Annotated in this window: 18 protein-coding genes and 4 tRNA genes; 12 read left to right on the top strand and 10 right to left on the bottom strand. The window is 56.6% G+C overall.

Translation table 11 applies throughout. The annotated features are described in order from the left end of the window. Positions 1–60: 60 nt before the first annotated feature. Both M5R41_17605 and M5R41_17600 read right to left on the bottom strand, forming a co-directional pair. Positions 61–1,326, bottom strand: a complete 1,266-nt coding sequence (locus tag M5R41_17605; GenBank protein ID MCZ7558219.1) for an oligosaccharide flippase family protein — start codon at positions 1,324–1,326, stop codon at positions 61–63. A gap of 205 nt (positions 1,327–1,531) precedes the next feature. Then, positions 1,532–2,032, bottom strand: coding sequence for a GAF domain-containing protein (locus tag M5R41_17600; protein ID MCZ7558218.1), 501 nt, complete (start codon positions 2,030–2,032; stop codon positions 1,532–1,534). A gap of 79 nt (positions 2,033–2,111) precedes the next feature. On the opposite strand from M5R41_17600, the gene M5R41_17595 reads away from it, so the two are divergent. Next, positions 2,112–2,609: a porin family protein gene (locus M5R41_17595; GenBank protein ID MCZ7558217.1), complete on the top strand. Its 498-nt coding sequence runs from the start codon at positions 2,112–2,114 to the stop codon at positions 2,607–2,609. Here M5R41_17595 and M5R41_17590 read toward each other — a convergent pair. Continuing rightward, positions 2,602–3,306 carry an HAD-IA family hydrolase gene (locus M5R41_17590; GenBank protein ID MCZ7558216.1) on the bottom strand — a complete coding sequence of 235 codons (705 nt, stop codon included), beginning with the start codon at positions 3,304–3,306 and terminating at the stop codon, positions 2,602–2,604. The two genes, M5R41_17595 and M5R41_17590, sit on opposite strands and share 8 nt — an antisense overlap. Before the next feature lie 120 nt (positions 3,307–3,426). Between M5R41_17590 and M5R41_17585 the strand changes: the two genes are divergently transcribed. The 4 genes from M5R41_17585 to M5R41_17570 all read left to right on the top strand — a co-directional run bounded on the left by M5R41_17585 (position 3,427) and on the right by M5R41_17570 (position 5,474). Next, positions 3,427–3,501 (top strand) — tRNA-Lys (locus M5R41_17585). A 12-nt stretch (positions 3,502–3,513) separates the two neighbouring features. Next, positions 3,514–3,600, top strand: a tRNA-Leu gene (locus M5R41_17580). 71 nt (positions 3,601–3,671) lie between these two features. Beyond that, positions 3,672–4,424: a tetratricopeptide repeat protein gene (locus M5R41_17575; GenBank protein ID MCZ7558215.1), complete on the top strand. Its 753-nt coding sequence runs from the start codon at positions 3,672–3,674 to the stop codon at positions 4,422–4,424. A 117-nt stretch (positions 4,425–4,541) separates the two neighbouring features. Next, positions 4,542–5,474: a hypothetical protein gene (locus M5R41_17570; protein MCZ7558214.1), complete on the top strand. Its 933-nt coding sequence runs from the start codon at positions 4,542–4,544 to the stop codon at positions 5,472–5,474. Positions 5,475–5,620: 146 nt separating this feature from the next. Here the strand turns inward: M5R41_17570 and M5R41_17565 are convergent, their stop codons facing one another. The 4 genes from M5R41_17565 to M5R41_17550 form a co-directional block, all read right to left on the bottom strand. Continuing rightward, positions 5,621–6,670, bottom strand: coding sequence for a PorV/PorQ family protein (locus M5R41_17565; protein ID MCZ7558213.1), 1,050 nt, complete (start codon positions 6,668–6,670; stop codon positions 5,621–5,623). 66 nt (positions 6,671–6,736) lie between these two features. Then, positions 6,737–9,913, bottom strand: coding sequence for a T9SS type A sorting domain-containing protein (locus tag M5R41_17560; GenBank protein ID MCZ7558212.1), 3,177 nt, complete (start codon positions 9,911–9,913; stop codon positions 6,737–6,739). Between the two features lie 55 nt (positions 9,914–9,968). Further along, on the bottom strand, positions 9,969–12,995 hold the full coding sequence (locus tag M5R41_17555; protein MCZ7558211.1) for a TonB-dependent receptor: 3,027 nt from the start codon (positions 12,993–12,995) through the stop codon (positions 9,969–9,971). 125 nt (positions 12,996–13,120) lie between these two features. After that, entirely contained in the window at positions 13,121–13,846 is a 726-nt protein-coding gene (locus M5R41_17550; GenBank protein MCZ7558210.1) for a DUF4397 domain-containing protein, read from the bottom strand. A 452-nt stretch (positions 13,847–14,298) separates the two neighbouring features. Between M5R41_17550 and M5R41_17545 the strand changes: the two genes are divergently transcribed. Further along, positions 14,299–14,370, top strand: a tRNA-Asn gene (locus M5R41_17545). Between the two features lie 75 nt (positions 14,371–14,445). Here M5R41_17545 and M5R41_17540 read toward each other — a convergent pair. From M5R41_17540 to M5R41_17530, 3 genes are all read right to left on the bottom strand, one after another. Beyond that, positions 14,446–15,312, bottom strand: a complete 867-nt coding sequence (locus M5R41_17540) for an FkbM family methyltransferase (GenBank protein MCZ7558209.1) — start codon at positions 15,310–15,312, stop codon at positions 14,446–14,448. A 463-nt stretch (positions 15,313–15,775) separates the two neighbouring features. Next, entirely contained in the window at positions 15,776–16,456 is a 681-nt protein-coding gene (locus M5R41_17535) for a DJ-1/PfpI family protein (GenBank protein ID MCZ7558208.1), read from the bottom strand. A gap of 85 nt (positions 16,457–16,541) precedes the next feature. Then, positions 16,542–16,901, bottom strand: coding sequence for a cupin domain-containing protein (locus M5R41_17530; protein MCZ7558207.1), 360 nt, complete (start codon positions 16,899–16,901; stop codon positions 16,542–16,544). A gap of 353 nt (positions 16,902–17,254) precedes the next feature. On the opposite strand from M5R41_17530, the gene M5R41_17525 reads away from it, so the two are divergent. From M5R41_17525 to M5R41_17500, 6 genes are all read left to right on the top strand, one after another. After that, positions 17,255–17,899: an MBL fold metallo-hydrolase gene (locus M5R41_17525; GenBank protein ID MCZ7558206.1), complete on the top strand. Its 645-nt coding sequence runs from the start codon at positions 17,255–17,257 to the stop codon at positions 17,897–17,899. A 153-nt stretch (positions 17,900–18,052) separates the two neighbouring features. Continuing rightward, positions 18,053–18,126: transfer RNA gene (locus M5R41_17520), tRNA-Arg, on the top strand. Positions 18,127–18,163: 37 nt separating this feature from the next. Then, a complete protein-coding gene (locus tag M5R41_17515) occupies positions 18,164–18,862 on the top strand; it encodes a tetratricopeptide repeat protein (protein ID MCZ7558205.1) in 699 nt (232 codons plus the stop codon). Positions 18,863–19,276: 414 nt separating this feature from the next. Beyond that, a complete protein-coding gene (locus tag M5R41_17510; protein MCZ7558204.1) occupies positions 19,277–20,104 on the top strand; it encodes a hypothetical protein in 828 nt (275 codons plus the stop codon). Positions 20,105–20,153: 49 nt separating this feature from the next. Then, on the top strand, positions 20,154–22,520 hold the full coding sequence (locus M5R41_17505; protein MCZ7558203.1) for a DUF4384 domain-containing protein: 2,367 nt from the start codon (positions 20,154–20,156) through the stop codon (positions 22,518–22,520). Positions 22,521–22,642: 122 nt separating this feature from the next. Continuing rightward, positions 22,643–23,098, top strand: coding sequence for a DUF4783 domain-containing protein (locus M5R41_17500; GenBank protein MCZ7558202.1), 456 nt, complete (start codon positions 22,643–22,645; stop codon positions 23,096–23,098). Positions 23,099–23,126 lie beyond the last annotated feature (28 nt).

Genomic DNA, 23,126 nt, shown 5'->3' with positions numbered 1-23,126 from the left:
ACGTGTAAACTTGTGAGACGCCGTGTCGAAAACAATTCAATTTCTGGTGCACCATGGGTTTCACAGACCGGTTGCCTCCGGGTTGACCACCTTTCGATAAAACCACAGATTCATTCCGATATTGACCGCATACGTCGTAATGAACGCCAAAGCGGCTCCGGTCATCCCAATCAGCGGGATCAGCGTGATATTCAGAACCACGTTGAGGCATGATGTTGTGATGGACATGATGCGGATTGCTCTCCCCTGCCGCCGCGCCGCAAGGAACGCGTGAAAGGGATGGTTGGCACCGAGCAGTATACCGCCCAGAGCGAGCAGCGGAAGTACCGACAGCGCCTCCGCATAAGAATCGGTGAAGAATAGCGGGACAAGCACAAAACCGCCAAGACCGATACACAAACCGATGAAGGCGCTCCAGCCAAAACTCACCATCAGAATACGGGACGGAATGCGTTGTTCGCTTGCGAAATCCTTGTATGCGCTGTGCGACACTGCCTTGCTGCCCATGGCAATCGGCGTGCTCATCGTCATCGCGATGGAATAGTATGCGGTGATGCTCATGCCGTGGAACAGGCTCAGCAACATTTTATCCAATCCCACTGTTAGTCCGTCCACGAGCCGCCCGGCATAGATATCACGTCCGTACTCTCTGACCTCCTGCAGCACCGCGGCGATGGAAGCGCGAAGGTCCGAAAAACCCGGCCGCAGCAACATGATGGCGAACGCGGTGGACAGCATCATACCGAGCAACGTGAGAAACACCGCTCCCGTAAGCGTCATTGCAGCTCCGGTAAACAGAAGCAGCACCACGGCGAGCAGTATGCGGGGCATCACGGTGGCCGCAGAGAGCAGCGCCATGCGGCTCTCCCCCTGCGCGACAGAGAATACCATTTCCTGTAATGGATACACCGCGGCCAGCGGCGCCATGATCAGCAAGACCTGTCCTGCACCGGGATGAACGAAGCGCTCCACGACAAATGATCCAACAACGACGGCCAGCATATACAACAGTCCCAAACCGGAAGAGAGAACAAATAATGCACCGCGTGTGGACGCTCGCTCCGTGTCGTCTTTCGTAGTCGCCATCAGGCGCATCCCGGCGGGAGCGATACCGAAATCAAAGAACATGCCGGTAAACAGAAAAAAAGCGATCACGAAGGAGTACGTACCGAAATCCTCGACCGGAAGCCTCCGCGTGAGCACACTGTACACGAAGACGCCCAGCAGCGCATTCGTTGCCATCGCGGTGGAATACAACACCGTCTTGCGTGCAAGTGGAGACGACCAGGCCGCACGCAAAGCGGACAGAGGGGGAGATGCCGTCATTTCCGGAGACATACCTGAAACAGGCTGGAATGCCGGGAAGCAGCGGTTACCTTGTCGCGGAAACAGCGAGGAAATTCTGCGCGGGGATGACATCTGATACGGGGATTCCGGGAATTTGGAAATTCAGTCAGTATCGAGATATCTATACACCGCTCCGGGTTGTGTGGGATATGAAAATTCAATGTAATGATTCCATGGTCGCCTGTCAAGACGGAAAAAGCCGCCCATCCCACTTCACGATGTGCTCCGCGATGAGCTCCGCAGCACGCTGAAACAACTTCTCCTCCGCTAAACCGAAGCGGTTATGAACCGGACTGTCCACATCGAGTACCCCCCGGACCACGCCATGCACGAGCAACGGTATGACCAATTCGGAGCGCGACGCGGCATCGCAGGCAATGTGCCCCGGGAAGCTCTCTACATCCGGAACATTGAGCATGCTGCTTTTCTCGACCGCGGTGCCGCACACGCCGCGTCCGCGCGCGATTTCGGAACACGCGGGTTTGCCGTGGAAGGGACCAAGACGCAGCGTATCGCCGTCGAGCAGATAAAATCCAATCCAATTGATTCCGTCCAGCGACCAGTACAAGAGCGAAGCGACGTTCGCCATGACCGTGAGCGGCGGATCGCTTTCGTCCAACAGGGCGTGCAGTTGAGGAATAATATCCTCGGGCGTCGCATCGGGTCGTATGGTCACATCACTCATGATCTGTCCTTCCTGGGAGTTGCCGATTCAGAGAAAAATACCTAGCTTGACGCATACGAACAACATTGAGGGCACAATTATGCGAGCATTCGGAATCTTGGCATTGACACTGATGCTGACGCTTTGCGTTGTTTCTCCGGCGCAGGCGCAGTTGACGGAACATGACGATTATTATCTCACGAAATCCCATTGGGGCGTCGGTCTTCAGGCTGGCCTGTTAAGCGGAATGGGCGTGAGCGTGCGCTTTCATCCGCACACCCGCTACGGCTTCGAACTGAACGCCGGTGCCTGGAAGGGCGGCGACAATCTGCTCGCATCCTTCGGTGCCGAAGCGCAGTACGATTTTGACTGGTCGGGGCGAAACCGCTTCTATGGCTTTGTCGGTCTTGGCTTTTATCAGAACGGCAAGGATGACCCGGACGAGCTGAAAGGACCATTCCGTGCGGGCTTCGGCGCGGGCTATGATTGGGATATCTCGAAAACGGTTATCTTTTCCGCCGAGCTGGGTGTAACCTGGTTTACGGACGGCATCATCCTTCCTCTTCCGCAGGTCGGAATCAGTTACCTGTTCAACTAACGGGGGACGTGGCGGCTCTGCCGGCGATTCCGAGAATGTCTTCGAAGGCGCTCACCATATATTCAGGGTTGAGCGCCTTCAATGTTTCCGCGTCCTGAAAACCCCACGTCACGGCGCAGGCATGACAGCCCGCGGCGTGGGCGGCCGCCAGATCATACACGGAATCGCCCACCATGAGCACACGGTCGACAGCGACACCAAGCTCCATCGCGATACGCAATAACGGAAGCGGCGAGGGTTTGAGCTCCGGGTAACTGTCTCCTCCCGCAATACGGACAAAATAGTCTTCCACACCCAAGCCGCGAAGGATGGCGCGGCAGGCGTGCTCCGGCTTGTTGCTTACTACCGCCAGCGGCACGGGCGCGAAAGCCGGGAGCGTGGCGGACACGCCGGCATATAACTCGGTGCGCCCAAGGCAATTTCGCTGATATATCTCCCCGTAAGTCGACAAACAGTCCTCGAGATCACATGCGGTGAGACCGGCGGCCGCGAGGCAGCTGCGCACAAGATGTCTCACACCTCGTCCGATACCGTCGCGAACGGTGCATTCCGGAAGTTCTCTCCCGCCGCACTCCCGAAGCAGTTCGTTTATCGAGGAATGAATATCCGCAAACGAATCGACGAGCGTCCCGTCGAGATCGAACACAAGCAAATCATAGCGCATACAGTCGGACGTCAGGGGAACAAGTTTTTCCACTTGCAAGTTACTGTATGATGTGCTCTCGGTGAAGGTGCGCGAAAAAAAATAACGAAGTGTGATCGGCCGCACTTGCACCGGGACAAAAAAATACCTAGCTTTAAAGACCACTTTTTGTGGGGGGCTGTAGCTCAGTGGTAGAGCATCTGCCTTTTAAGCAGAGGGTCGATGGTTCGAACCCATCCAGCCTCACCAAAAAAAGTCCCTGCGGAAGTGGTGAAATTGGCAGACACACCATCTTGAGGGGGTGGCGCTCGAAAGGGCATGCGGGTTCAAGTCCCGCCTTCCGCACCAGAAAGCCCCGCGTTTTCACGCCGATCACAATTCTTCACTGTTCCACCGACACCCACGGTGCAAGGAGAACTATGATGTTCAAGAACCTGTCCCTCCTCCTGCTGCTCTCCTTCGTTGTCAGCACATCTGTCCTCAACGCGCAAAGCAACAACGAAGCCAAGAAGCTCTACAACGAAGGCAACGCCTTGCTGAAATCGGGCGATTATGACGGCGCGATCGGCAAATATAATGCTGCACTGAAGCTGGAAAAGCATGAATTCTATTTTTACCAGCGGGGTCTGGCCGAACGTCGGGCCCGCAAGGTGGATGAATCCATAACCTCGTTCGACGAAGCGTTGAAGATCAATCCGAAATTCGCCGCGGGGTATGTCGCGCTCGCAGGCTCCTGGTTCAGCAAGAATGAGTATCAGAAAGCGATAGACAATTACGAGAAAGCAATCAAGGAAACGCCTACGCTTGGCCCCGCGAAGAAGGGACTCGCCGCCGCGCTGGTTGCTCGTGCAGCGGAACTCGTCAATAACGGTGAAACCGAAGGTGCGCTCGGGTTGACGAAAAGAGCTCTGGAGAACGATCCCAATTTCGACAAAGCGCATATCATCATGGCGCAGGCCTATAACAAGGACGGCAAGTACAATGAGGCCATCTCCGCAGCCACCGAAGCCCTGAAGCATATCAAGGGTCCGAAAGGAGCCGCGTATTTCGAAATGGGCCTTGCGTACAGGAACCTCGGCAACACGGCGAAAGCGAAGGACGCTTTCACCAACGCCAAGAAGGATCCGACCTACGCCCGCAATGCGGACTATGAACTCAAGATGCTCAAGTAATTCCTCTCGCTCCCGGAACTGAATCCCGCTTCGCGCGGGATTTTTTTTATCATGCAGACGTGCATTGAAGCTCCAAGCACGCGCGCCGCATCACCCCTCTCATTCAATCGTAACGCCATGCGCACTCTCATTTTCGTCTGCATACTGTTTTCCGCGACTTCCCTCCGCGCTCAGCAACGCTTTCTGAATGCCTCCGCAGCGGATTCATCGGCGAGTCTTCGCGGCTTCACACCACTGCGACTCTCGGTGCTTCCTGAACGGGAATCCTGGCCTGGCGCGTCGTTTTCCGGACGAGGGCTGTTCGGTCTGCACGCCTATGCGGTGAGCGGCGCGGGCCCAACCCGCGACAGAGCAAACGAAGCCGTGGCCTTGGGCTGGAATCCCCTCGGGCGCCTCCTGCCTTCGCAGCCGGGTTTCTGGTGGCAGTATGAGTGGTCGTATGGACAGGACGGTCTGCCGCTGTTCGAGCTGAACCTCGATCTCCTCGACAGCATTTCGCTGTCTCCCCGGCGTGCGGTCAGTTACAAGCTCAATCGCAATACCGGAACGGGGCTCTCGGCGGATTTTTCGTTCAATACCGTCACCTTTGTTGACGGTTCGTCGAATGCGGGCGACGCTCTTGATGGCGCCTGGCTGTACATCGCACCGGGAGCCGACCGATTTCGGGCGAATCTTCGCACCGAGTTCCGTAAACTCGTACAGCACACCGTACACTCCCATTCATCACACGACGCGCTCCTCAGGCTTCCATTGGAACGTGGCGCCATGTTCTCGGCGCGACTGTTCGACTCGACCACGGTCACCGCCGACAGTACCACGATACTGCTCAACAGCATGGAAGCCGGATGCACGTATACGGTAAAGCTTCGCAACGACAGAAGGAGGAGTACGAAGCTCGCGTGGGAGGCGAATTTCGCACGCAAACTCCATTGGGACATGCATGAAGGTACCGTTCACAGTATCGCTCCCGGTGAAACCCTGATCGTCATCATCGTTACCGATGCGGACAGAAATGCGTACGCATCCGTTCACGGTCGTTTCAGAGAATAGCCGTCCGATGTCCCTTTCTCAGGTATTGGCGCTTCTGCACTCCGGCAGCACCGCTGGATCCGAACCTGGAGATACCAACGGATTCCGACGGTAACTGAAAAGGCCCCGCTGTTGCGGGGCCCTTTCGACAATGCCGTCGGTCAGTCTCAGAATCCGAGATTGACGGTGAATACATGATTGCCGTCGAACTGCTGCATGGTTCGGTAGGCATAGTCCACGCCGATGGCAAGATCACCGGTATCGAAGTTCACACCGGCACCGAAGGCCGGGCCGTACTCGAACACCCCTTCGTCGAAGTTGTTGTTCGGCTCGTCGCCTGCCAGGTTGAAGGATCCGCGAAGGAAGAAGAAATTCCGGAAGGAATATTCCAATCCAATGCGGTACTGATCGAGCTGGAAGTTGTTGTTCTCGAAAGCGCCCGCGACAGTGACGTTATGCAGGTCTGTCAACGTGTGGGTGTAGGCCATCGAGAGTTCCAGGGAGGTAGGAAGACCGAAACCGGCAGCTTCGATACGCAGCAGCTGCGGATCGCGCTTGCCGTCAACTTCGTCCACCAGACGCGTGAGACCCGCTCCGGTGTACTGCATGTTACCGCCGAGATGGCGCAGCGTTACACCCAACGCGAGACCGCGAAGCCCCGCAAGACCCTGGTACTGCACGCCGATGTCAAAAGCGACATTGGAAGCGGAGGTCCTGTCGATCGTCTCACTGAGCAACTGCACCGTGACGCCGGCGCGGATGCGGTCCGTGAGCGCACGCGAGTAGGTCAGACCCAGCGCGACGAAATTTGGTGAGTACGTCGCACCCGTACCGTCGGGATTGCGTTCGGTGGTTTTTTCAATATCGCCGAAGGACAGCGATTTCAGCGTAAAGGCCAGATGGCCGAAGCCGCCGAATTGCGCGCCGACCGCGGCGTAATCCACACCGACGTCGCCGAAGCTGGACATGTGCGAGAACATTGCCTCGGCACTGGCCCGGCTGGCCGACAGACCGGCGGGATTGTAGTAGATGGCATTGAGCCCGGTGATACCGGCGCTGTATGAGCTTCCCAGCGCTATGCCGCGTGCGCCCACGGGGATGAGGAGCTGGTCTCCGGCATTGGTGCCGGTCCGGCCGCCGCCTCCCGCTGTCGCCGTGGCACTGATCAGCGCGAGCGCCGTCAGAATCGCCAGGAACGATGAAAGCGTAGTACGCATGGTGTATCTCCTTGATGATGTATCTGATTCACAACAAAACGGTTTTGCATCGATCCGTCGCACATGCTAGATGCGGTCGAGATACTGCGCTTCGGTGACGACACCGAGTTTCAGCACTTTCTCGACACCGAGGTCGGGCATGTCGATGTGGATGAGGTACATGCCGCTGGCAACGGGCAAGCCGTTGTCATTCTGGAGATCCCAGGTAGCGAGCTGCGTCGCATCGTTCTTCTCGAACGAACGCACGAGAGTTCCGGACACAGTGTAGATCCGGAATTTTGCACGCTCGGGGAGATGGTTGATTGTGACGAAGCGCTGGTACTTGTTTAACTCCAGTGCGCTGGCGCCAAGGTACGGATTGGGGAACACCTGGATATCGTTGATATCCTCGCGTGCCGCCTCCACCGTAAACTTCGGTGCTGCTGTCGTGAACGTGTACACATCGTTCTGGTCGAACGGTATGTTCGGAACCCAAACCAGTTTGTCTCCATCCTGCCAGGGGAACTTGCCCGGTCCTGCTGTGGCAGTCTTTATCGGCCACCAGGCATAGAGAATGGGCATCTCACCCGCCTGATTAAGGAGGGAGAAGGTCGGATCCGTCCATGTCGGATTGGGCGTGTCGCTGTACGGATGATCGAGAATGAACAGATACTCGCGATCCGACTGCGCCGCTGTCGGTGTGAACTGGAAGTCCTGGGCCGGACCGTTCACCTGCTCGACAAGCGTCCAGGAAAGCTGCCGCGGATTGGCCTTGTCCGTCACATCCCAGATGCTGATCGGGGATTCGTGATATCCCTGACACTGGTAATTGGGTGTGGAACCGCGGAAAAAGACGTAACCCTTTGATGGTTTCGTCTTGTCGAAGCGCACTTCGACAGTCTTTTTCACATCGTAGGATTTGATCGTGCTTCCAAAGAAATCGTAACCGGGGATGAAATACACATCCGCGTAGGAACCGTACTGCTGCGGTCCGCCTTCCCAGCGCACTTCCAGCAATTCGTGTCCGACTTCGTAATGGCCCTGTCCGACCATACCGATCTGGAAACCGTCGGCAAGATAGCCGGTAGAAGATCCGTCCGCGACACCACCATACTCGAGCGCGTCAGCAACGAGTGTGGTGTTCTTCGTGACGTTCTTCAGCGTCCATGCGTAACTGTCGAGTTCGAGTAATTCCTCTCCGTGGAAATCGACTTCAACCTTGCCGACGGAGCGGAAGGTCACCTCGTAGGAATCACCTGTGAGAAGCACCGGGTCAATGGTCTTCACGACAGGGTACCCTGTCGAGCTGCCACGGGTATGCATGACCTGCATCAGCTCGTCGTAGTCCGCGCCGAAGCGATATCCCGGATTCACCGTCTGAGGATACACTTCAAGGACTTGCGGAGCGGATTCAAGCTGACGCGGTGCCGCTTCCGGATCGTCGTTGTAGGCATACGCGGTAACGGCGAAGTAATAGGGTTGATTATTCACCAGCGGACGATCCGTGATGGCGTCATTGGTGATGGTGATCAGTCGCTGAATTCCCGTGTCACCGCCGAACTGCACAGGCAGCACGACGACGGCACCGGTTTTCTCATCGACAACTTCGTCGAAAATCGTCGCAACATTGTTGATGACATCATACGTCGCGAGTCTCTTGGCATCCTGCAGGGAAGAACTCCGCGTCGGGAACTGGTACACGTTATATCCTTCAAACACGTAACCAGCGTCCTCGTGCATTTCCGTGGCTTTCACGCCGGCCTGCTCGCCCCAGCTCAGCATCACCGTGTTCGGCTTGATGGAGACCGTCACCTTCGGTGCGGGAGGAGCGTCGGGCAGATCGAAGTTATTGTCAAATGCAAGCTGTGCGTAGCGGTCGTAGTACTTGAGCACCTGCAAACTGGAGATGCGGTCGGAACCGCGTCCCACGATGCGCGCGACCACGACTTCCTGACGGTTGATCTTGCCGTTGGGAATGTCATTGTCCTTGTTGAGCGTGAAAGGACCTGTGACCATCATCATGCGGCGGTCATCCGGCGCATTCACGATACCGTCTATCCAGCCGGTTTTGGTGATGGGATCACCGGCAAGGGCGACTTTCACCTCGAGGTTGGTGGTGGGATCGATGAACGGTCCGCCGTCATACAAGCGGGATTGCAGATAGTTGTACATCTGCTCGCCGCCTGCCGGAGTACCGAGATCGGGGTCCTGATACACGGCATCGCTGTTGATGTAGTAGGCAAAGCCAGAAACACCGAGGTTTTTCCAACCCTGCAACAAACCGAAATTGTAGTGCGCTACATCTTCCGGTGCGCCGGGTACAACCGGGCCCTGGAAGAAGTCGTAGCCCGCGGCGGGGGGGACGCCGTACACGCCGTCCACCGCCAGACCGTTGTAGCAAAATCCGAGCACGAGGTTCGTGTCAATGCCGACAAAATCGTCAGCCGCGTCGCCAAGATCCGGATCGGACCACTGGGCGAAGTACGCGTCCTCGAGATCGTCCGTGCCCTTGTTGATTACGGTGTATTTCGCGAACACCATGTTGCCCAGAGGTCCGGTCTGATTGTATCCCCAAACCAGTGTGTGCACTTCCACACCGATGGGAGGTGAACCGTAGAGGTTGCTCGTGCGTGAGGGATCGAGATCGTTGGATACGAACCAAAGCACCTCGTCGCCGATGAACCAGGGCGTGTCGACCGCTCCGCCGTCGAGCCACGCTTCAAAATCCACGTTATACTGACCGTTGTTATCGGCATCGGTGTACGGGGCACCGAATTCATCGGGCCATTCCTCAAAGTCCTTTTTCAGACGCGCCTGATCCGTTGCGGCCATCAGGTTGTATTGCGTACGCGTTACCTTACGCACCTTGAAAATGCGATGGATAGGATCGGCAGCGTTTGCCGCAGAGCCGTCGGGATTGATGTTTCCCGCTTGCAGACCCTGCCTGTAGGTGGAACCGCCGATGCGGATTTCACCGCCGACTTTACCACCCCAGACGAGACCGTCCTGGAAAATGGCGTACTTGCCGCTGCCTTGCGGCCATTCGAGCCCCGAGGCCTTGGTAAACGGATTGTATGATGTGGACCCGTTATTGGAAATCCACATCAGGATCTGGTTGATAGAGATGAAATCGTAGAGGTCGTTACTCGACGTCTTTTGTATGCTGCTCTTGTCCTTATCACCCTTGACATGCCCGCCTGCCTGAACGGCGGTGGTGGGGCACAGCAGAGCGAATAACAGGAGCAATGTTCCGATCAGCTTCATGCTCAGTCTCCTTGTATTGCTTCTATCTTCGTTCATGAATCCTGCCTCCACCAGCTCAGAAATCCAGACGCAAACCGAGACGCACCTGACGGGGCGGCCCGAAGAAGTTGGCGTTCTGAATGTTGTACTGGTAGTAGAAATCGCGGTACAGATCCTCATACACCTTCCCGTATGCGGAATAGGTGAGGAGCTCCTGCCGGCCCTGATCGGTCGAGAGGTAGCCGTTATCGGAGGCGCTGCCTGTCTGAATGAAGACGTCCTCGACATTTCTCGTGTCGAGCAGGTTGATGACCCAGATGTAGAAGTTGACGTTGAGACCGGCGATGTTCACCGTCTTGTCGAGACGCGCGTCTACCTGGAAAATCCATGGTGTACGCGATTCGTTCAGCACTTCCACCGGCTGGCGGCGATTGTCGTAGGAATTGTCGTCAACAAGGGTGAACGGATGGCCGCTGTTGAAGGTGAACAGCATGTTCAGCCCGAGATTCTCCAGCGGATGCACTCCGCCGAATTCGGGACCGTCGTCCGCGCTGAAACGGTAATCGATGTTCACTGCGCCGCGATGCGTCTGGTCAAACGCGAGCGGGGTGGTGTATTTCGGAAGATACGGCGTTTCCGTCGGCGACAGCCAGATGGTACGGAAAGCGGTCGAGGGAGACGAGCCGGTTCCGCGTGCATCGGAATACGTGTAGTCGATTGATGCCTGGATGCGTTCGACACGGCGGAGATCGATTTTCATCGACACACCGGTGGTTGTCGCGAAATCGCCGTTCACCCACGCATCGTAGGCCTGATGCTGCGCACCCGGCGTGGCGACGATCTGACGCACCTGGATCTGATCGCGGATATCCTTGTAAAAGGCACCGATATCGAAGGCCAGGAAGTCACCGATCTGCTGGCGGAAACCGAAGTCATACTGAATCGTCGTTTCCGGCTTGAGACCGAAACCGACGGGATTCTCGATGGCGTAGCCGCCGCGAATATTGCTCGCGGACATCGCATAGCCCAGGTAGACATCGCGCAGACGAGACTGCTGCACGAATTTGCCGTACTGAGCATAGAACACGGTCTGATCCGTTACCGGGAAGGAAAAACCGAGTCGCGGGCTGAATGCGGAAGTGGGATCCACTTCTTCGAGATTGCTCGGATCGTCCAGAATCATGCCGTTGTCGTCGAATTTCACATTCGAAGGATCGACGAATTTTTTCGAATCGGTGTCAATGTAATCCCAGCGCAGACCGACGTTGATCACGAGGTCTTCGAGCTCGATTTTATCAAGAGCGTAGGCCGAAGCGAAGACGGGAGATTTCGGACCAGTGAGAGCATCATCCGATTCCACACCCCACATATCGTATCCGATATAATTCGTGCGTGAATTCACCGCCTGCTGTGTCGGGTTCGCGTCGGGGTTGTTCCGCAGGAAGCTCTTCAGCGCGTACGGAATCACGTCGTACTGACGGATGCTGTACATCGCTGCCTCGGCACCGACCTTCACCTCATGCGTGCGGCCGATCTGGTGCACGAAATTGATCTTTCCGTTGACGGAGCTGTAGCGGTCCTTCTGATACGCGTAACCCTCTTCCGGGAAGCCAAAGGGCTGGAAGCGCTGTCCAAACACCACTAAAGGATCAGGACCGTTTCCGTCGCCATCGAACATGTACCCGAACGCCGCATTGGCTGCGGAATCTCCGTACGCGAACAAGTCATGCTGATGGTCATTATCCATCTGCAGATTGTAGTAGCCCGTGTAACCCAGGAACACTTCATAGAAAGTGTTCTGATTGAGGAGATGGGTCATTTTCAGATTCAGGCCATAGTTCTCGTTTTGATTCAGCAATGCACGATTCTGATTGGCGAAACTGACGTTCCCCTCGTTGAGGGTATAGACGTCGTTCTCAAGCGATGCCGTGCGACCTGTCTGATAGGCGGAAAGAATGCCTGCGCCATTGCGACCGGAATTATACCCGTAGCTACCGCCTACGCGGACATTGATCGGGTTGAGATCGAAGGTCAGATTTCCCTGAAGGACGTATCCTTCCGTCGCATTGTTGTGAATAAAGCCCGCCGGATAGGTGAAGTCCACCTTCTTGGCATCGGGGCCGAGACGCGGATCGAAAATACCGACCTTGGCCTGTTCCGCGGGAGAGAGGAGCGCATGCGCCTCGGTCTGCCGCAGCAGCCTGTCATACGCATTCGCAAGGTCGTATCCTTCACGATAGCGGATCGGTGTGCGCAGGAAGGTATTCTGGCCTGCGACGAAGAACTTGACGGGACCGAAAAGTGGTCCGCCGGCGGTCAGAGCGTACAAGCTGTTTCCATAATTATAGGATCCAAGGAAGTTTTCTTCCCCGACTCCCGACCAGCTGTCGGTATACGCTTCAAAGCCCACCTGGATTTTCCGGCCACCGGTACGGGTGGTCGTCGCGATAAGTCCGCCGCTCGCGCCACCGAACTCCGCCGAGTAGCCGCCGGCCTGGAAGCTCACCTCGGCAATGGCATTGTTGATGACGGAAATGTTGCGGCCGCCATAGACGGGGTCGTTTGCCGCTACACCATCAACCACATAGCCAGTGGCGTCGCCACGGCTGCCGCGTACGTATATCGTACCGCCCTGCTGAACGATACCGGCCTGCAGAGCGACGATGCTCTCCACGCCGCGCACCGGCAGGTTTTCTATTTCTTCCTGTGTGACCGTGGATTTCGCGTTGGTCACGTTTTTGTCAACGAGGGGTTTCTCCGCCACAATCTCAACCTCGCCGACTTTGAATGCATCGCTGGGGAGCTGGAAATCCACCGTTGCGGTCTCGTTGCTTCGCACGAGCACGTCGCGAATGGTGATCGCCTGATAGCCGATGTAGCTCGATACGACAGTGATTTTGCCGATCGGTACGTTAAGGATGACGTATTCGCCGTTGATATTGGTGGCCGCACCGCGGTCGGTGCCGTCAATAACAACATTGGCTCCGATCAAAGGCTCTCCTGTCTCGCGATCTGTTACCTTTCCGGCCAGCTTGCCCGTCTGGGCATGCGCCAGCACCGGAAACAGCATACAGAGCACTGTAATCAGGATCCGTTTATGCATAATATCCTCCGTCAGAACGTGAAAGGCCGTGAATTAACTCAGGACCGGAACTGTAGGATGAGCGTAGGTTCACACGGGAATGCGGGGGCGAATTCTTCCACCAATCCTGCCCCGCTCACCGTCGGTTATTTTTGATACGGCTCGTCCTGCAGTACCAATGCCTCACGGGAAAGTGATGTACCGATAAAGAGCACACTGTAACGGTATCCCGGCTTCTTGAATTCGAAGGGGATGGTCACGACACGCTGGTTATTGGCGTTGATGAGGTAGTACTCGTTGCTTTCGGACAGAACACGGCGGTATGAGGAGAGCGATGCCATATTCACCGACGGGATGATATCCCGCGCGCCGGTTTCGCCTTCTTTCACCGCCAGTTTTACGGCGTCACCGCCGCTGTTGATGTTGATGAGCTTGACGTCGCAGCTGTCAACCAGCTTGCTGGTCTCATCTGCATACGTAAAACGCTCCTGCGTTGCGAGCAACTGCACATCGGTCGCAGAACCGTGGAACGCCATGGTGATTTTGGTGAACGAGCGGACACTCACCTGACGGCGGAATACGGCCTGAGACGTATCGCCTCCCGCGGGGACGAGCCGCAGAAACCTGTTGCCGGATTTGACCTCGAGATAATTCGAGAATCCTTTGTACCCGACGCTCGAAACGACTTTAATCTCATCGACATACACGTCAACGCTCGGAGCGTCGGGGGATGCGTGGATAAAGCGGATTTCCGAGGTGATACGATCCAGCACAGGCGGGTTCGGTTCGTCGATGCATCCCGTGAGCACGAAGCCCGTGGTCAGCAGAACGACGGCAAGCAACCCGGCTTGTCTTAGCAGCTTTTGGTGCATAGGTCCTCCTGTGAAGGTTGATGGTATAGGAATGATGGAATAGTTAAAGAGTGTCTTTCTGGAAATGATCTCTGCGATTGGAAAAAAAATCCATCCACCGCCGGGGGCGGAGGGGAGAAGAGCAACCGGTCTCAGTAAATCTCGAGCCCACGATCATGTGAATCACGCGGTCAATCAGTACCGCTGAACATAACACTGCAATGTATAAAATGCAACCATTGACAAAATAAAAGTAAGCGCTTCCACGGGGGGGGGTGCCCCGGTTGATCGTGCAAGTAGGAAGCACTCCGTCAAATATACGATAATTCAATCTCAATCCCCGCCCTGAGAGCCCCCAACCGTGACTTTTTTTCTCTCCCTGGTCCGGGCTCCATCAACGTTTTTTCTCCGACAGAAGGTGAAAAATCCTTGACAATTACAGGAGACTGATCGTATATTGGTTATCTAAATATTCCTCGGTAGCTCAATGGTAGAGCATGCGGCTGTTAACCGCAGGGTTGCAAGTTCGAGTCTTGCCCGGGGAGCGAAAAACAAGGCCGCGAGAGCGGCCTTTTTTTTTGCGCCTCGTCTCTGCTGCCTCATTTCAGATGTTGCCTCCCTCAAAAACCCTCCCGATAAATGAATTGCCCGTCAAAATCACCTCGAACCGACCGGAAACAATGCAGAGCGCGGGGATGGATGATGATGAAATTCCCTTCCCAGTAACGCTCGAGCTCCGGATGCCAGCGTGGGTAAAGCTCGATATGCTTCGGGGTTACCTTCCCGATCTGGTATAGCGTGGGCTCCAGCAGATCGAACACGTCTTTCAGGTACGTTCTCGAATACACCCACCTGATGTTGTACTCAAATTGAAGCGCCATGATGCACTCGCGGGCAAACAGCCCGGCGGCACCGCGGATTACAGTCAAATCGTGACCTTCCGTATCGCATTTGATAAAATGTACAACAGAAAGACCAGCTTCCGAGACGTAGCGTTCAAGAGTCGTCGCCGTAATCTGGATGCGCTGCTGGTCACTCATGAACGCATCTCGATGAATCGAGTTCGTCCCCGCAGCCCCTTCGGAAATGAACATTTCAATCTGCCCGGGTGTGTCCGAGATCGCCTGCGGAACCAGATGCGCACATTGGCAGTGATCATGTCCGCCTACTCGCCTTGAAAGCACTTCGAAGGTTGGCGGCACCGGTTCGAAGCTGTGTACGTCCATGCGCTGTCGCAGCTCCGCTGTTGCATGATCAAGCAGAAACATGGTCCAATCGCCGACATTCGCCCCGACATCGAAGGCGACGAGTCGTTCGCCATTTCGTGAAAACTCGTGGAGCAACTGACGCTGAAGTTCCTCCTCCCCGTTGACCGACGCTTCGTTGATAACATCCCTGCGCGCGTGCAGGTACATCGATTTCCCGATAAGCCACATGAGCCGTCGACCGAGTATCATCTCGATGAAGCGCTTGACCGTGTGTTTCATTCAGACCTCATTAACTACGTCGCAGTACATGATGATGAAAAGCCGCACAATGCCGGGTTCGGGTATTTCTCGTATGGGGGATAGATTTCGGACGCTTCTTCCAGAATTGAGGTAGTCCGGGAAAGTGTCGGAAGAACCCCGGCGCTGACAACTGTTCACCCGCCTGTTGTCCCGACCCCCGAGAACAACTTAGCGGTTCGGGGTGGATTTTTCATGCATTCCTGAGCCTCCGTCCTTTCCTGCTCCCACCTCGACGGAAAATTTCATTCCTACTTCCAGTTTTCTTCACGCTGCGATTCAGATCGGAACTGACGGAGCGCGATCCGGCGACACGCTGAACACCGACTGAATTTTGCACTGAACCTGACCCGAAGACGGAAAGATCCTCATTCGGTGAGTGACAGGCGAACTGTGTTCCAGAAAGGTCCGGACAGCGATCAGCGCAACCGTCACGAAGTGTGAATCACTCTGACTTCTGAACATTCGGTCTGTCATACTCCATCCACTCATCCGCAGCCCAACGCGCGGCCTCAGCACCCAGGAGCCGTGCAACGATGTGCAGTGCGCCGTCAATGCCGGCAGTAACTCCCGCTGTGGTGATGATCTTTCCGTTATCCACGAAGCGGACTCCCTCGACCACCGTGCAACCGGGAGCCGCGGTTTTCAGCCGTTCCAGTCCCCAGCTGTGCGTGGTCGCCCTCACCCCATCCAGCAAGTCCGCCCGCGCGAGCAGAAAGGCCCCCATGCAGACGGAGAGCAAAATCTCGGCGTCGTGCGATGCTGATCTGATCCATGCAATCCCGTCGTCGCCGACATTGCGCATGTCCCCGCCGGGCAGTACGAGGATGTCTGCCTCTGGACAGCTCTGATAGTCGTAATCGGGTGTGATCGTCACCCCACCCATGGTCTTGATCGGTGCCGTCGAGGCTGCCACAGTTATGACACGGAAGGCCTTTCCCTCCTTGGCGATAATGAAGACTTCTGCAGGTCCGGCGACATCGAGAAGCTCAACGCCTTCAAAAATCAGCACGGCCACCGTTCTCATTTCTCCATCCTTCGTGTTTTGCTGCGCCGTGTTCTGCGCCACACCCGGCAGCACTGCGGCGAGGAGCAGGAGTACGGTCAATTGCATTTTTTTCATCATAGTGGAAAAATCTCCAGGAACTGTATGTCGGTGAGGAGAGGGCGAGACGGTAAAGATTTCCACACCGTCGCTTCCTGCCTGGTATTCAGATCGCCTCCAATGTGTTTCGTTTGCGGTCATCGTCGGCATCACCGGTATTCACCGTGCCGACGGGCTCGAACAGAAGCACCGCCACCTCGTTCTCTGCCACGGGACGATGTTCCACTCCCCGGGGTACGATCAGGAATTCTCCCTCGCGCACGACAGTGCTGCTGTCTCTGAATTCCATAATGAAGCTGCCGCGGATCACCAGAAACAGTTCATCTTCCGCCTCATGACGATGCCAGACAAACTCGCCCCGGAACTTGGCGAGTTTGACTTGCTGACCATTGAGCTCTCCTACTATACGCGGATTCCAGTGATCGGAGAAGAGAGCGAGTTTTTCAAGGAGATTCACAACGTGCATAATCGTACCTGTCAAATAGCGCAACTTGCGAAATGATAATACGCACACCCGCGGTAGTCATCAAGCGACCGTAAGGGTGTGAATCTCCAGACTGGTCGCCATGCTCCCCGGTGCCACCAGTTGCTTCCGATGAACCTGTTCGCCGTGTCTGCGGCCGCACCCGGATCAGCATGACTGGACTTCGGGAGTCCGTTTGCCTTCCCGGGATTATCCGTCGCCCCCCGCCTGCGCTCCGCGTGGTGATCCCTCTCCGTACGGAGCGGGATCGAATGTCCAGGCAATTGTATGCGGAGTGGAAATTGCATTTTCCCTTCACCGGACCTATTCTTGTCTACAACAGTATTGGTTCCGTCATGATGAACATACGAGCATTGGAAGCGGGCCCGTTTCAGACGATGGGCTACATAGCAAGCGACAGCGCAGGCAACGCGTTTATCGTGGATGTGCCATTGGATTCCAGGGAGCGCATGCTCGGCTTGATCCGCGAGTATGCGCTGTCGGTTCAAATGATCCTGCTTACCCATGGTCATTTCGACCACGTCGGGGAAGTTCGGGCGCTCTCGGAAACTCTCGGCGTCCCGGTGCTCATACACAGTCACGATGCCGCGCTGCTCGAGCGCCCCATGGCGATGTTTGCTTCACTTGATGTCGTTGTTGACGGGCTGCGTGCGACCCGATTTCTTTCTGATGAGGAGAATGTCCCATGCGGGTCTCTCAACCTGCGCGTTCTCCATGTACCCGGGCACACACCCGGGCATGTCGCGCTGTATGAGCAAACCGAGGGCGTTCTCTTCTCGGGAGACGTTTTGTTTCACAGCAGTATTGGACGGACAGATCTGCCGGGTGGTGACTACGAAGCACTGATGCGCTCGATCACGGAGCGTCTGCTCACCTTACCGGACGAAACAGTGGTGTATCCCGGGCACGGTCCCCACACCACCATCGGTTTCGAACGTGCACATAATCCGTTCATTCTGGACTACCTCGATCACTTCTGACGCACATCGCATGCAGTCCCCTTCGTACAGAGACAGGAGATGCGAAGACGGTTTGCATCGATATTCGGGTTGAGCCCGTACCTGGCTTTTTGGGGTTTGGTCCTGACCGGGAGAGGTACTATATTATCGTTTGCATCTTTATGGGTGCATTGTGCGCCTGTAGCTCAATCGGATAGAGCGTTGGCCTCCGGAGCCAAAGGTTGCGGGTTCGAATCCCTCCAGGCGCGCGAAGAAGACTCATAACATCGAAAACCGGAGATATCTGTGTTAACCGCGAAAAAAAAGATTTCCGTCCGCGAGGCGGTGCCAAAATCCGCCTCCGCGAATTTTTTTTATGATGCGCAGGAGTGGCTGAAGCAAAACGGCAAAATCGTCGGAGGCGTTGTCATCGGTCTCGTCGCTATCATCGTCGTCTGGTATTTCTACTCCAGCGGCAAAGCTGCAGATGATGTGGAAGCCAACCGCATGCTCCGCCAAGTCATGCCACTGTACGGACAACAGCAGTATAAGCTGGCAATCACCGGCGATCCCAACCAGAATATCCCCGGGCTCAAAACCATCGTCGAGAAATACGGCGGCACCCCGACCGGTCAGGCCGCAACAATTTATCTCGCCAACGCCTACCTGTACACCGACGAGTTGGACAAGGCATACGAAACGTTCGACGACGCCTCACCGGATTCTGATATCCTGAATGCCGCCGCGCTTGCCGGCAAGGCCGCAGTCTACGAAGCGAAGAAGAATTACAAAGATGCAGCCCCGCTATTCGAAAAGGCCGCCAATGCGGTTGAGAATGACCTGCTCCGCAGCGGGCATCAGCTTTCCGCGGGTCGTGCCTACGGTCTGTCCGGCGATAAGGAGATGGCGAAAAAGATGCTGGAACTCGTTAAGGAAGCGAAATCCACCCGTTATCATCAAGAAGCGGACAAGCTGCTCGCCCAGTTCGAGCTCATCGGCGAGTAAGCCGCTTGCGAATCTCTGCGAAAGCCCGCCTTCCGGCGGGCTTTTTCGTTATAGAGAATCGTCCATCGCGCCCGGCCCCTTGCGATGCTTGCCTCTTGACTGGGAACCGCCTGTTCATATCACACGCATTCATTCATCACACAGTGATCAGAACAACACCCGGGCCGTCGTGAAATGCGGCGGTCGGGCAATCACCACTGACCGTTTCACTACTGATTCGTTCAGATCAGCCTGCCGCAGCTCTGCCCGCTTCATCCGCAGAATCATCAAACGGGGACGTCCAATCAAGACAACACCTGTTGCTGAAAAGTGACAACAATTCAGGGAAAAGGCCCTCCATGGCCCCGTTTTTGACCAACCGCAAATTTGGCACAGGGTTTGATGTACACCTGGAGAAACAGCAAGGATACTGCCATGACACACCGTTACTTTCTCCTCTTCTTCGCGGCCGCGCTCCTCACCATTGCCTGCGACGACAACCACGACCGTGTTCTGTACGACGATGTTGTCGCACCTCTTCCTCCAGTCGGCATAATTTCCATCTCGCTCGACAATGCCGTTGAACTGGTGTGGATTGAGAATCAGGAACGCGACCTCGACGGGTACAACATCTACGTGAGTGATCGCTATGATGGCCGCTACTCGTATATCGGGAACAGCAGAAGTTCCCGGTTCATCGATTACGGTGCAGTGAACGGCAGGACCTACTACTATGCTGTGTCCGCGTATGATTTCACGGGAAACGAGAGCGAACTCAGCAAGGATGTCGTGTACGATACACCGAGACCCGAGGGACGGGACGTGCAGTTGCTCGACCGATTCATTGCGCCCGACAGAGCCGGCTATGATTTTTCACGTTTCCGCAGCGTGCATTATGACACAGACGAGACGGATTTCTTTTTCGAGATTTCGGATAGTGGAGTCCCCTGGCTTGTGGTCTGGGACGACAGCGATATTCAGGACATGGGTTTCACGAAAAATCTCGATGAGATCTCGCGGGCACCGATCGAAGGATGGAATCCCACAGGCGATGCGCTGGCGGTTCGCGGGCATACCTATGTAATCAAAACCTTTGACAATCACTTCGCCAAACTACGAATCATCGACGTCACCCCGAATGCCGTCGTGTTTGATTGGGCGTACCAGATCGACCGCGGCAATCCCGAACTGATCGTCGCACGCGACTCGTCCATGAAGAAACGTGTTCGCGCGGGTTCGCGGCACAGCGGCTCAACACGATAAGAAATCAGACTCTCGAAGCACTGAGTACCAGCACTCCAGGAGGTGCATCATGAAACGCATCATCATCACACTCGCAACAGCTCTCGCATTGCTCCCAACACTTTTCGCGGGTGCGGCTATCGGTTCCGTCAGCAGCATCGGTCCTCTCCGCGCGGGAGACTACGGCATCGCCGTGGATTTGTGGACGGACCGGGGGCAGAATGAGGTCTATTACCCCGGTGATCCCATCGCCGTGTATTTTCGGGCAAGCGACGACTGTTTCATCACGATTTACTCCATCGGCACCGAGGGTGATGTCAGCATCATCTTCCCGGAGTTTCCCGATGATGGTTTCGTCTACGGCGGGGTGACGTACAAACTGCCGGAATATTACAGCGGGATGCGTTTGCGCATTGCTGGTCCCCGGGGTGTCGAGTATCTGCACGCGGTGGCGACGCGCGATCCGGGCGCGTTTCTCTACACCTCACATCGGGGCAGATGGCGTACGGGAATCTCACCTGTCGTGGGCGACCCCTTCCTCGCCATCAACGCGATAAACGGACGTCTCATTAGCGTACAGCACATTGCGGCTACCGCCACGGTATCGTATTTCGTCGGAGGCCGCGTTTGGTATCCTCGCTATGCCTGCTACGACTGCCACGCCCGGTCGCCGCGCTTCGATCCCTACGATCTTTCCTGCAGCCGGTACACCGTGAGCATCGCGACACATTATGATTACTGGTGGGCATACAACTATCACCCAGTGCGTACGCATTTCGTGTTCGGCGGGCCGTTCTGGAAATTCACCATTCGAACGCATCCGCCACACAGAAGACCGCATTACCGCTATGTGGACTTCGCGTATGGTCACTGGAACTACATTCCGCTGCGGCCCATTCACCGTCCGCATCATAGAGTGGTGTATCGGCCCGGGCGCATCAGCACCTACAAATCCTGGGAGCGCAGTTACACGCGCGTTCGATCGAACGACACCTGGGACAGGCGGACGCGGGATCCGCGCATGGAGTATCGCAGCCGTGACTACACTGTGTCAAGGAGCGACGGAACCGCCATACGCGGAATATCCTCTTCGGGAGGACGCAGCAGAGTAGACAGTGAGCGGGATAGAATCGGCACTGATCGCGGGAACACCAGATCGAGAGACGCAGCGAGCGACATCCGCGATCGCGGCAGAACCACCGACACTCCGTCGAGCGGTGTCAACTCCTCCGCAGCATCCGGCGTATCGCGTGAACGCAACAGAGAGACCAGCCGCGACGTGTTCCCGGATGTGAAACCGACGACCGATACGCGTCGGGATCGCGAACGCACATCGCCCGATCGCCTCACCCCGCCGATACAGAACCGTGAGAGCGAAGCGGAACACAACCGTTCCACCACGTCAACGCGAGAACGCGCTGTCCAGAGCACACGGCCTGCAAATGAGGTTCGTGACGACGGTCGCTTATCCCCCCCGGTGCAGGAACGCGACGCACAGATACGGCAGACGCAGAATGCCGAGACAGCACAGAGACGCGCAGCTGAGGAACTGCGGCAACGCGAAGCCGAAGCCAGCCAGCGACGCGAGGCGGAAACTGCGCGGCAGCGCGCGGCCGAGGCCAGTCAGCGACGTGAAGCAGACGCTGCGCGGCAACGCGAAGCCGAAGCCAGCCAGCGACGCGAGGCGGAAGCTGCGCGGCAGCGCGCAGCTGAAGCCAGCCAGCGACGTGAAGCAGACGCTGCGCGGCAACGCGAAGCCGAAGCCAGCCAGCGACGCGAGGCGGAAGCTGCGCGGCAGCGCGAAGCCGAAGCCAGCCAGCGACGCGAGGCGGAAACTGCGCGGCAGCGCGCGGCCGAGGCCAGCCAGCGACGCGAGGCGGAAGCTGCGCGGCAACGCGAAGCCGAAGCCAGCCAGCGACGCGAGGCGGAAGCTGCGCGGCAACGCAGAGCCGAAGCCAGCCAGCGACGCGAAGCAGACGCTGCGCGGCAACGCGAAGCCGAAGCCAGTCAGCGACGCGAAGCGGACGCTGCCCGGCAGCGCGAAGCCGAAGCCAGCCAGCGACGTGAAGCGGAAGCTGCGCGGCAACGCGAAGCCGAAGCCAGCCAGCGACGTGAAGCGGACGCTGCGCGGCAGCGCGAGACCGAAGCCAGCCAGCGACGCGAGGCGGAGGCCGCCCGCATGCGTTACACGGCTCCCGTCCAGGACCGTGCGAACGGAGCCGCAACACCGACAATGACTATGCGGGGCAGGGAGCAATTGTTGGATGATGGGAACGCAGGGATGAGGAGCCGATCGACCGACGCATCTCGGTCCAGTAATCCGTCGGTTGATCGGAGTAGCGGGAGGTCGGAGAGGTCTCAGGGAAACGCCGCCATCCCCGGTCGCGCTCCTTCATCGCCACGCCGTTCCGATGATGGACGCAGTCGCGCGCGGTAGCGTGCATGACAGCGCCGCAGCAAGCGACGCCAGGCAACCGCCTCACGGCGGCTCTTTCTGACTGATACACGCATTTCGGCGCCCGGTTGATTTCCGGGCGCCCTTCCTGTATGTTGGGCATCATGCGCACACTTATCTTTTTTCTGATTCTGCTTCTTCACACCGGAACCGCAACTCTTCACGCGGCGCCGCTGCCTCCGCTCGGTCATGAACGCGGTACAGGACGAGAGGAAGAAGCCCGTGCCATTCTCATGGGGGCAAAAGACGCATTGTCTTCGGGAAACGTCGGGTATCTTCGTACGCATCTGGCCACCAGGGTATACCTGAATCTCCTCAACGGTACCAACGGCTACTACAGTCGGGAGCAAGCGTACATCATTCTTGTCTCATTTTTCGAATCATGGAGGCCTATCAGTTTTTCTTTCAGCAGCAGGAATTTTTCCATCGCCAATCCCTATGGCTTCGGACCGTTGAATTTCGAAAGACGCGGGCGCCGGGGCATGGCCGAACTTTTTCTTTCACTCACTCGCGCGGGTGATCGCTGGTCCATCAGTCAGATCACCGTTTCCGCTCGCTGACATACGCAAGCAATGCCGGAGACGAAAA

The organism is Bacteroidia bacterium (assembly GCA_027493955.1).
Classification (GTDB): Bacteria; Bacteroidota; Ignavibacteria; order SZUA-365; family SZUA-365; genus JAOSJT01.
This window is presented reverse-complemented; position numbering and strand designations above follow the sequence as displayed.

Bases quoted from the DNA above. Each gene is read 5' to 3' on its own strand.
- M5R41_17575 (MCZ7558215.1), top strand. From the start codon at position 3,672: ATGATGTTCAAGAACCTGTCCCTCCTCCTGCTGCTCTCCTTCGTTGTC.
- M5R41_17530 (MCZ7558207.1), bottom strand. From the start codon at position 16,901: ATGCACGTTGTGAATCTCCTTGAAAAACTCGCTCTCTTCTCCGATCAC.
- M5R41_17535 (MCZ7558208.1), bottom strand. From the start codon at position 16,456: ATGATGAAAAAAATGCAATTGACCGTACTCCTGCTCCTCGCCGCAGTG.
- M5R41_17510 (MCZ7558204.1), top strand. From the start codon at position 19,277: ATGACACACCGTTACTTTCTCCTCTTCTTCGCGGCCGCGCTCCTCACC.
- M5R41_17540 (MCZ7558209.1), bottom strand. From the start codon at position 15,312: ATGAAACACACGGTCAAGCGCTTCATCGAGATGATACTCGGTCGACGG.
- M5R41_17525 (MCZ7558206.1), top strand. From the start codon at position 17,255: ATGATGAACATACGAGCATTGGAAGCGGGCCCGTTTCAGACGATGGGC.
- M5R41_17605 (MCZ7558219.1), bottom strand. From the start codon at position 1,326: ATGACGGCATCTCCCCCTCTGTCCGCTTTGCGTGCGGCCTGGTCGTCT.
- M5R41_17570 (MCZ7558214.1), top strand. From the start codon at position 4,542: ATGCGCACTCTCATTTTCGTCTGCATACTGTTTTCCGCGACTTCCCTC.
- M5R41_17565 (MCZ7558213.1), bottom strand. From the start codon at position 6,670: ATGCGTACTACGCTTTCATCGTTCCTGGCGATTCTGACGGCGCTCGCG.
- M5R41_17600 (MCZ7558218.1), bottom strand. From the start codon at position 2,032: ATGAGTGATGTGACCATACGACCCGATGCGACGCCCGAGGATATTATT.
- M5R41_17555 (MCZ7558211.1), bottom strand. From the start codon at position 12,995: ATGCATAAACGGATCCTGATTACAGTGCTCTGTATGCTGTTTCCGGTG.
- M5R41_17560 (MCZ7558212.1), bottom strand. From the start codon at position 9,913: ATGAAGCTGATCGGAACATTGCTCCTGTTATTCGCTCTGCTGTGCCCC.
- M5R41_17550 (MCZ7558210.1), bottom strand. From the start codon at position 13,846: ATGCACCAAAAGCTGCTAAGACAAGCCGGGTTGCTTGCCGTCGTTCTG.
- M5R41_17500 (MCZ7558202.1), top strand. From the start codon at position 22,643: ATGCGCACACTTATCTTTTTTCTGATTCTGCTTCTTCACACCGGAACC.
- M5R41_17505 (MCZ7558203.1), top strand. From the start codon at position 20,154: ATGAAACGCATCATCATCACACTCGCAACAGCTCTCGCATTGCTCCCA.
- M5R41_17595 (MCZ7558217.1), top strand. From the start codon at position 2,112: ATGCGAGCATTCGGAATCTTGGCATTGACACTGATGCTGACGCTTTGC.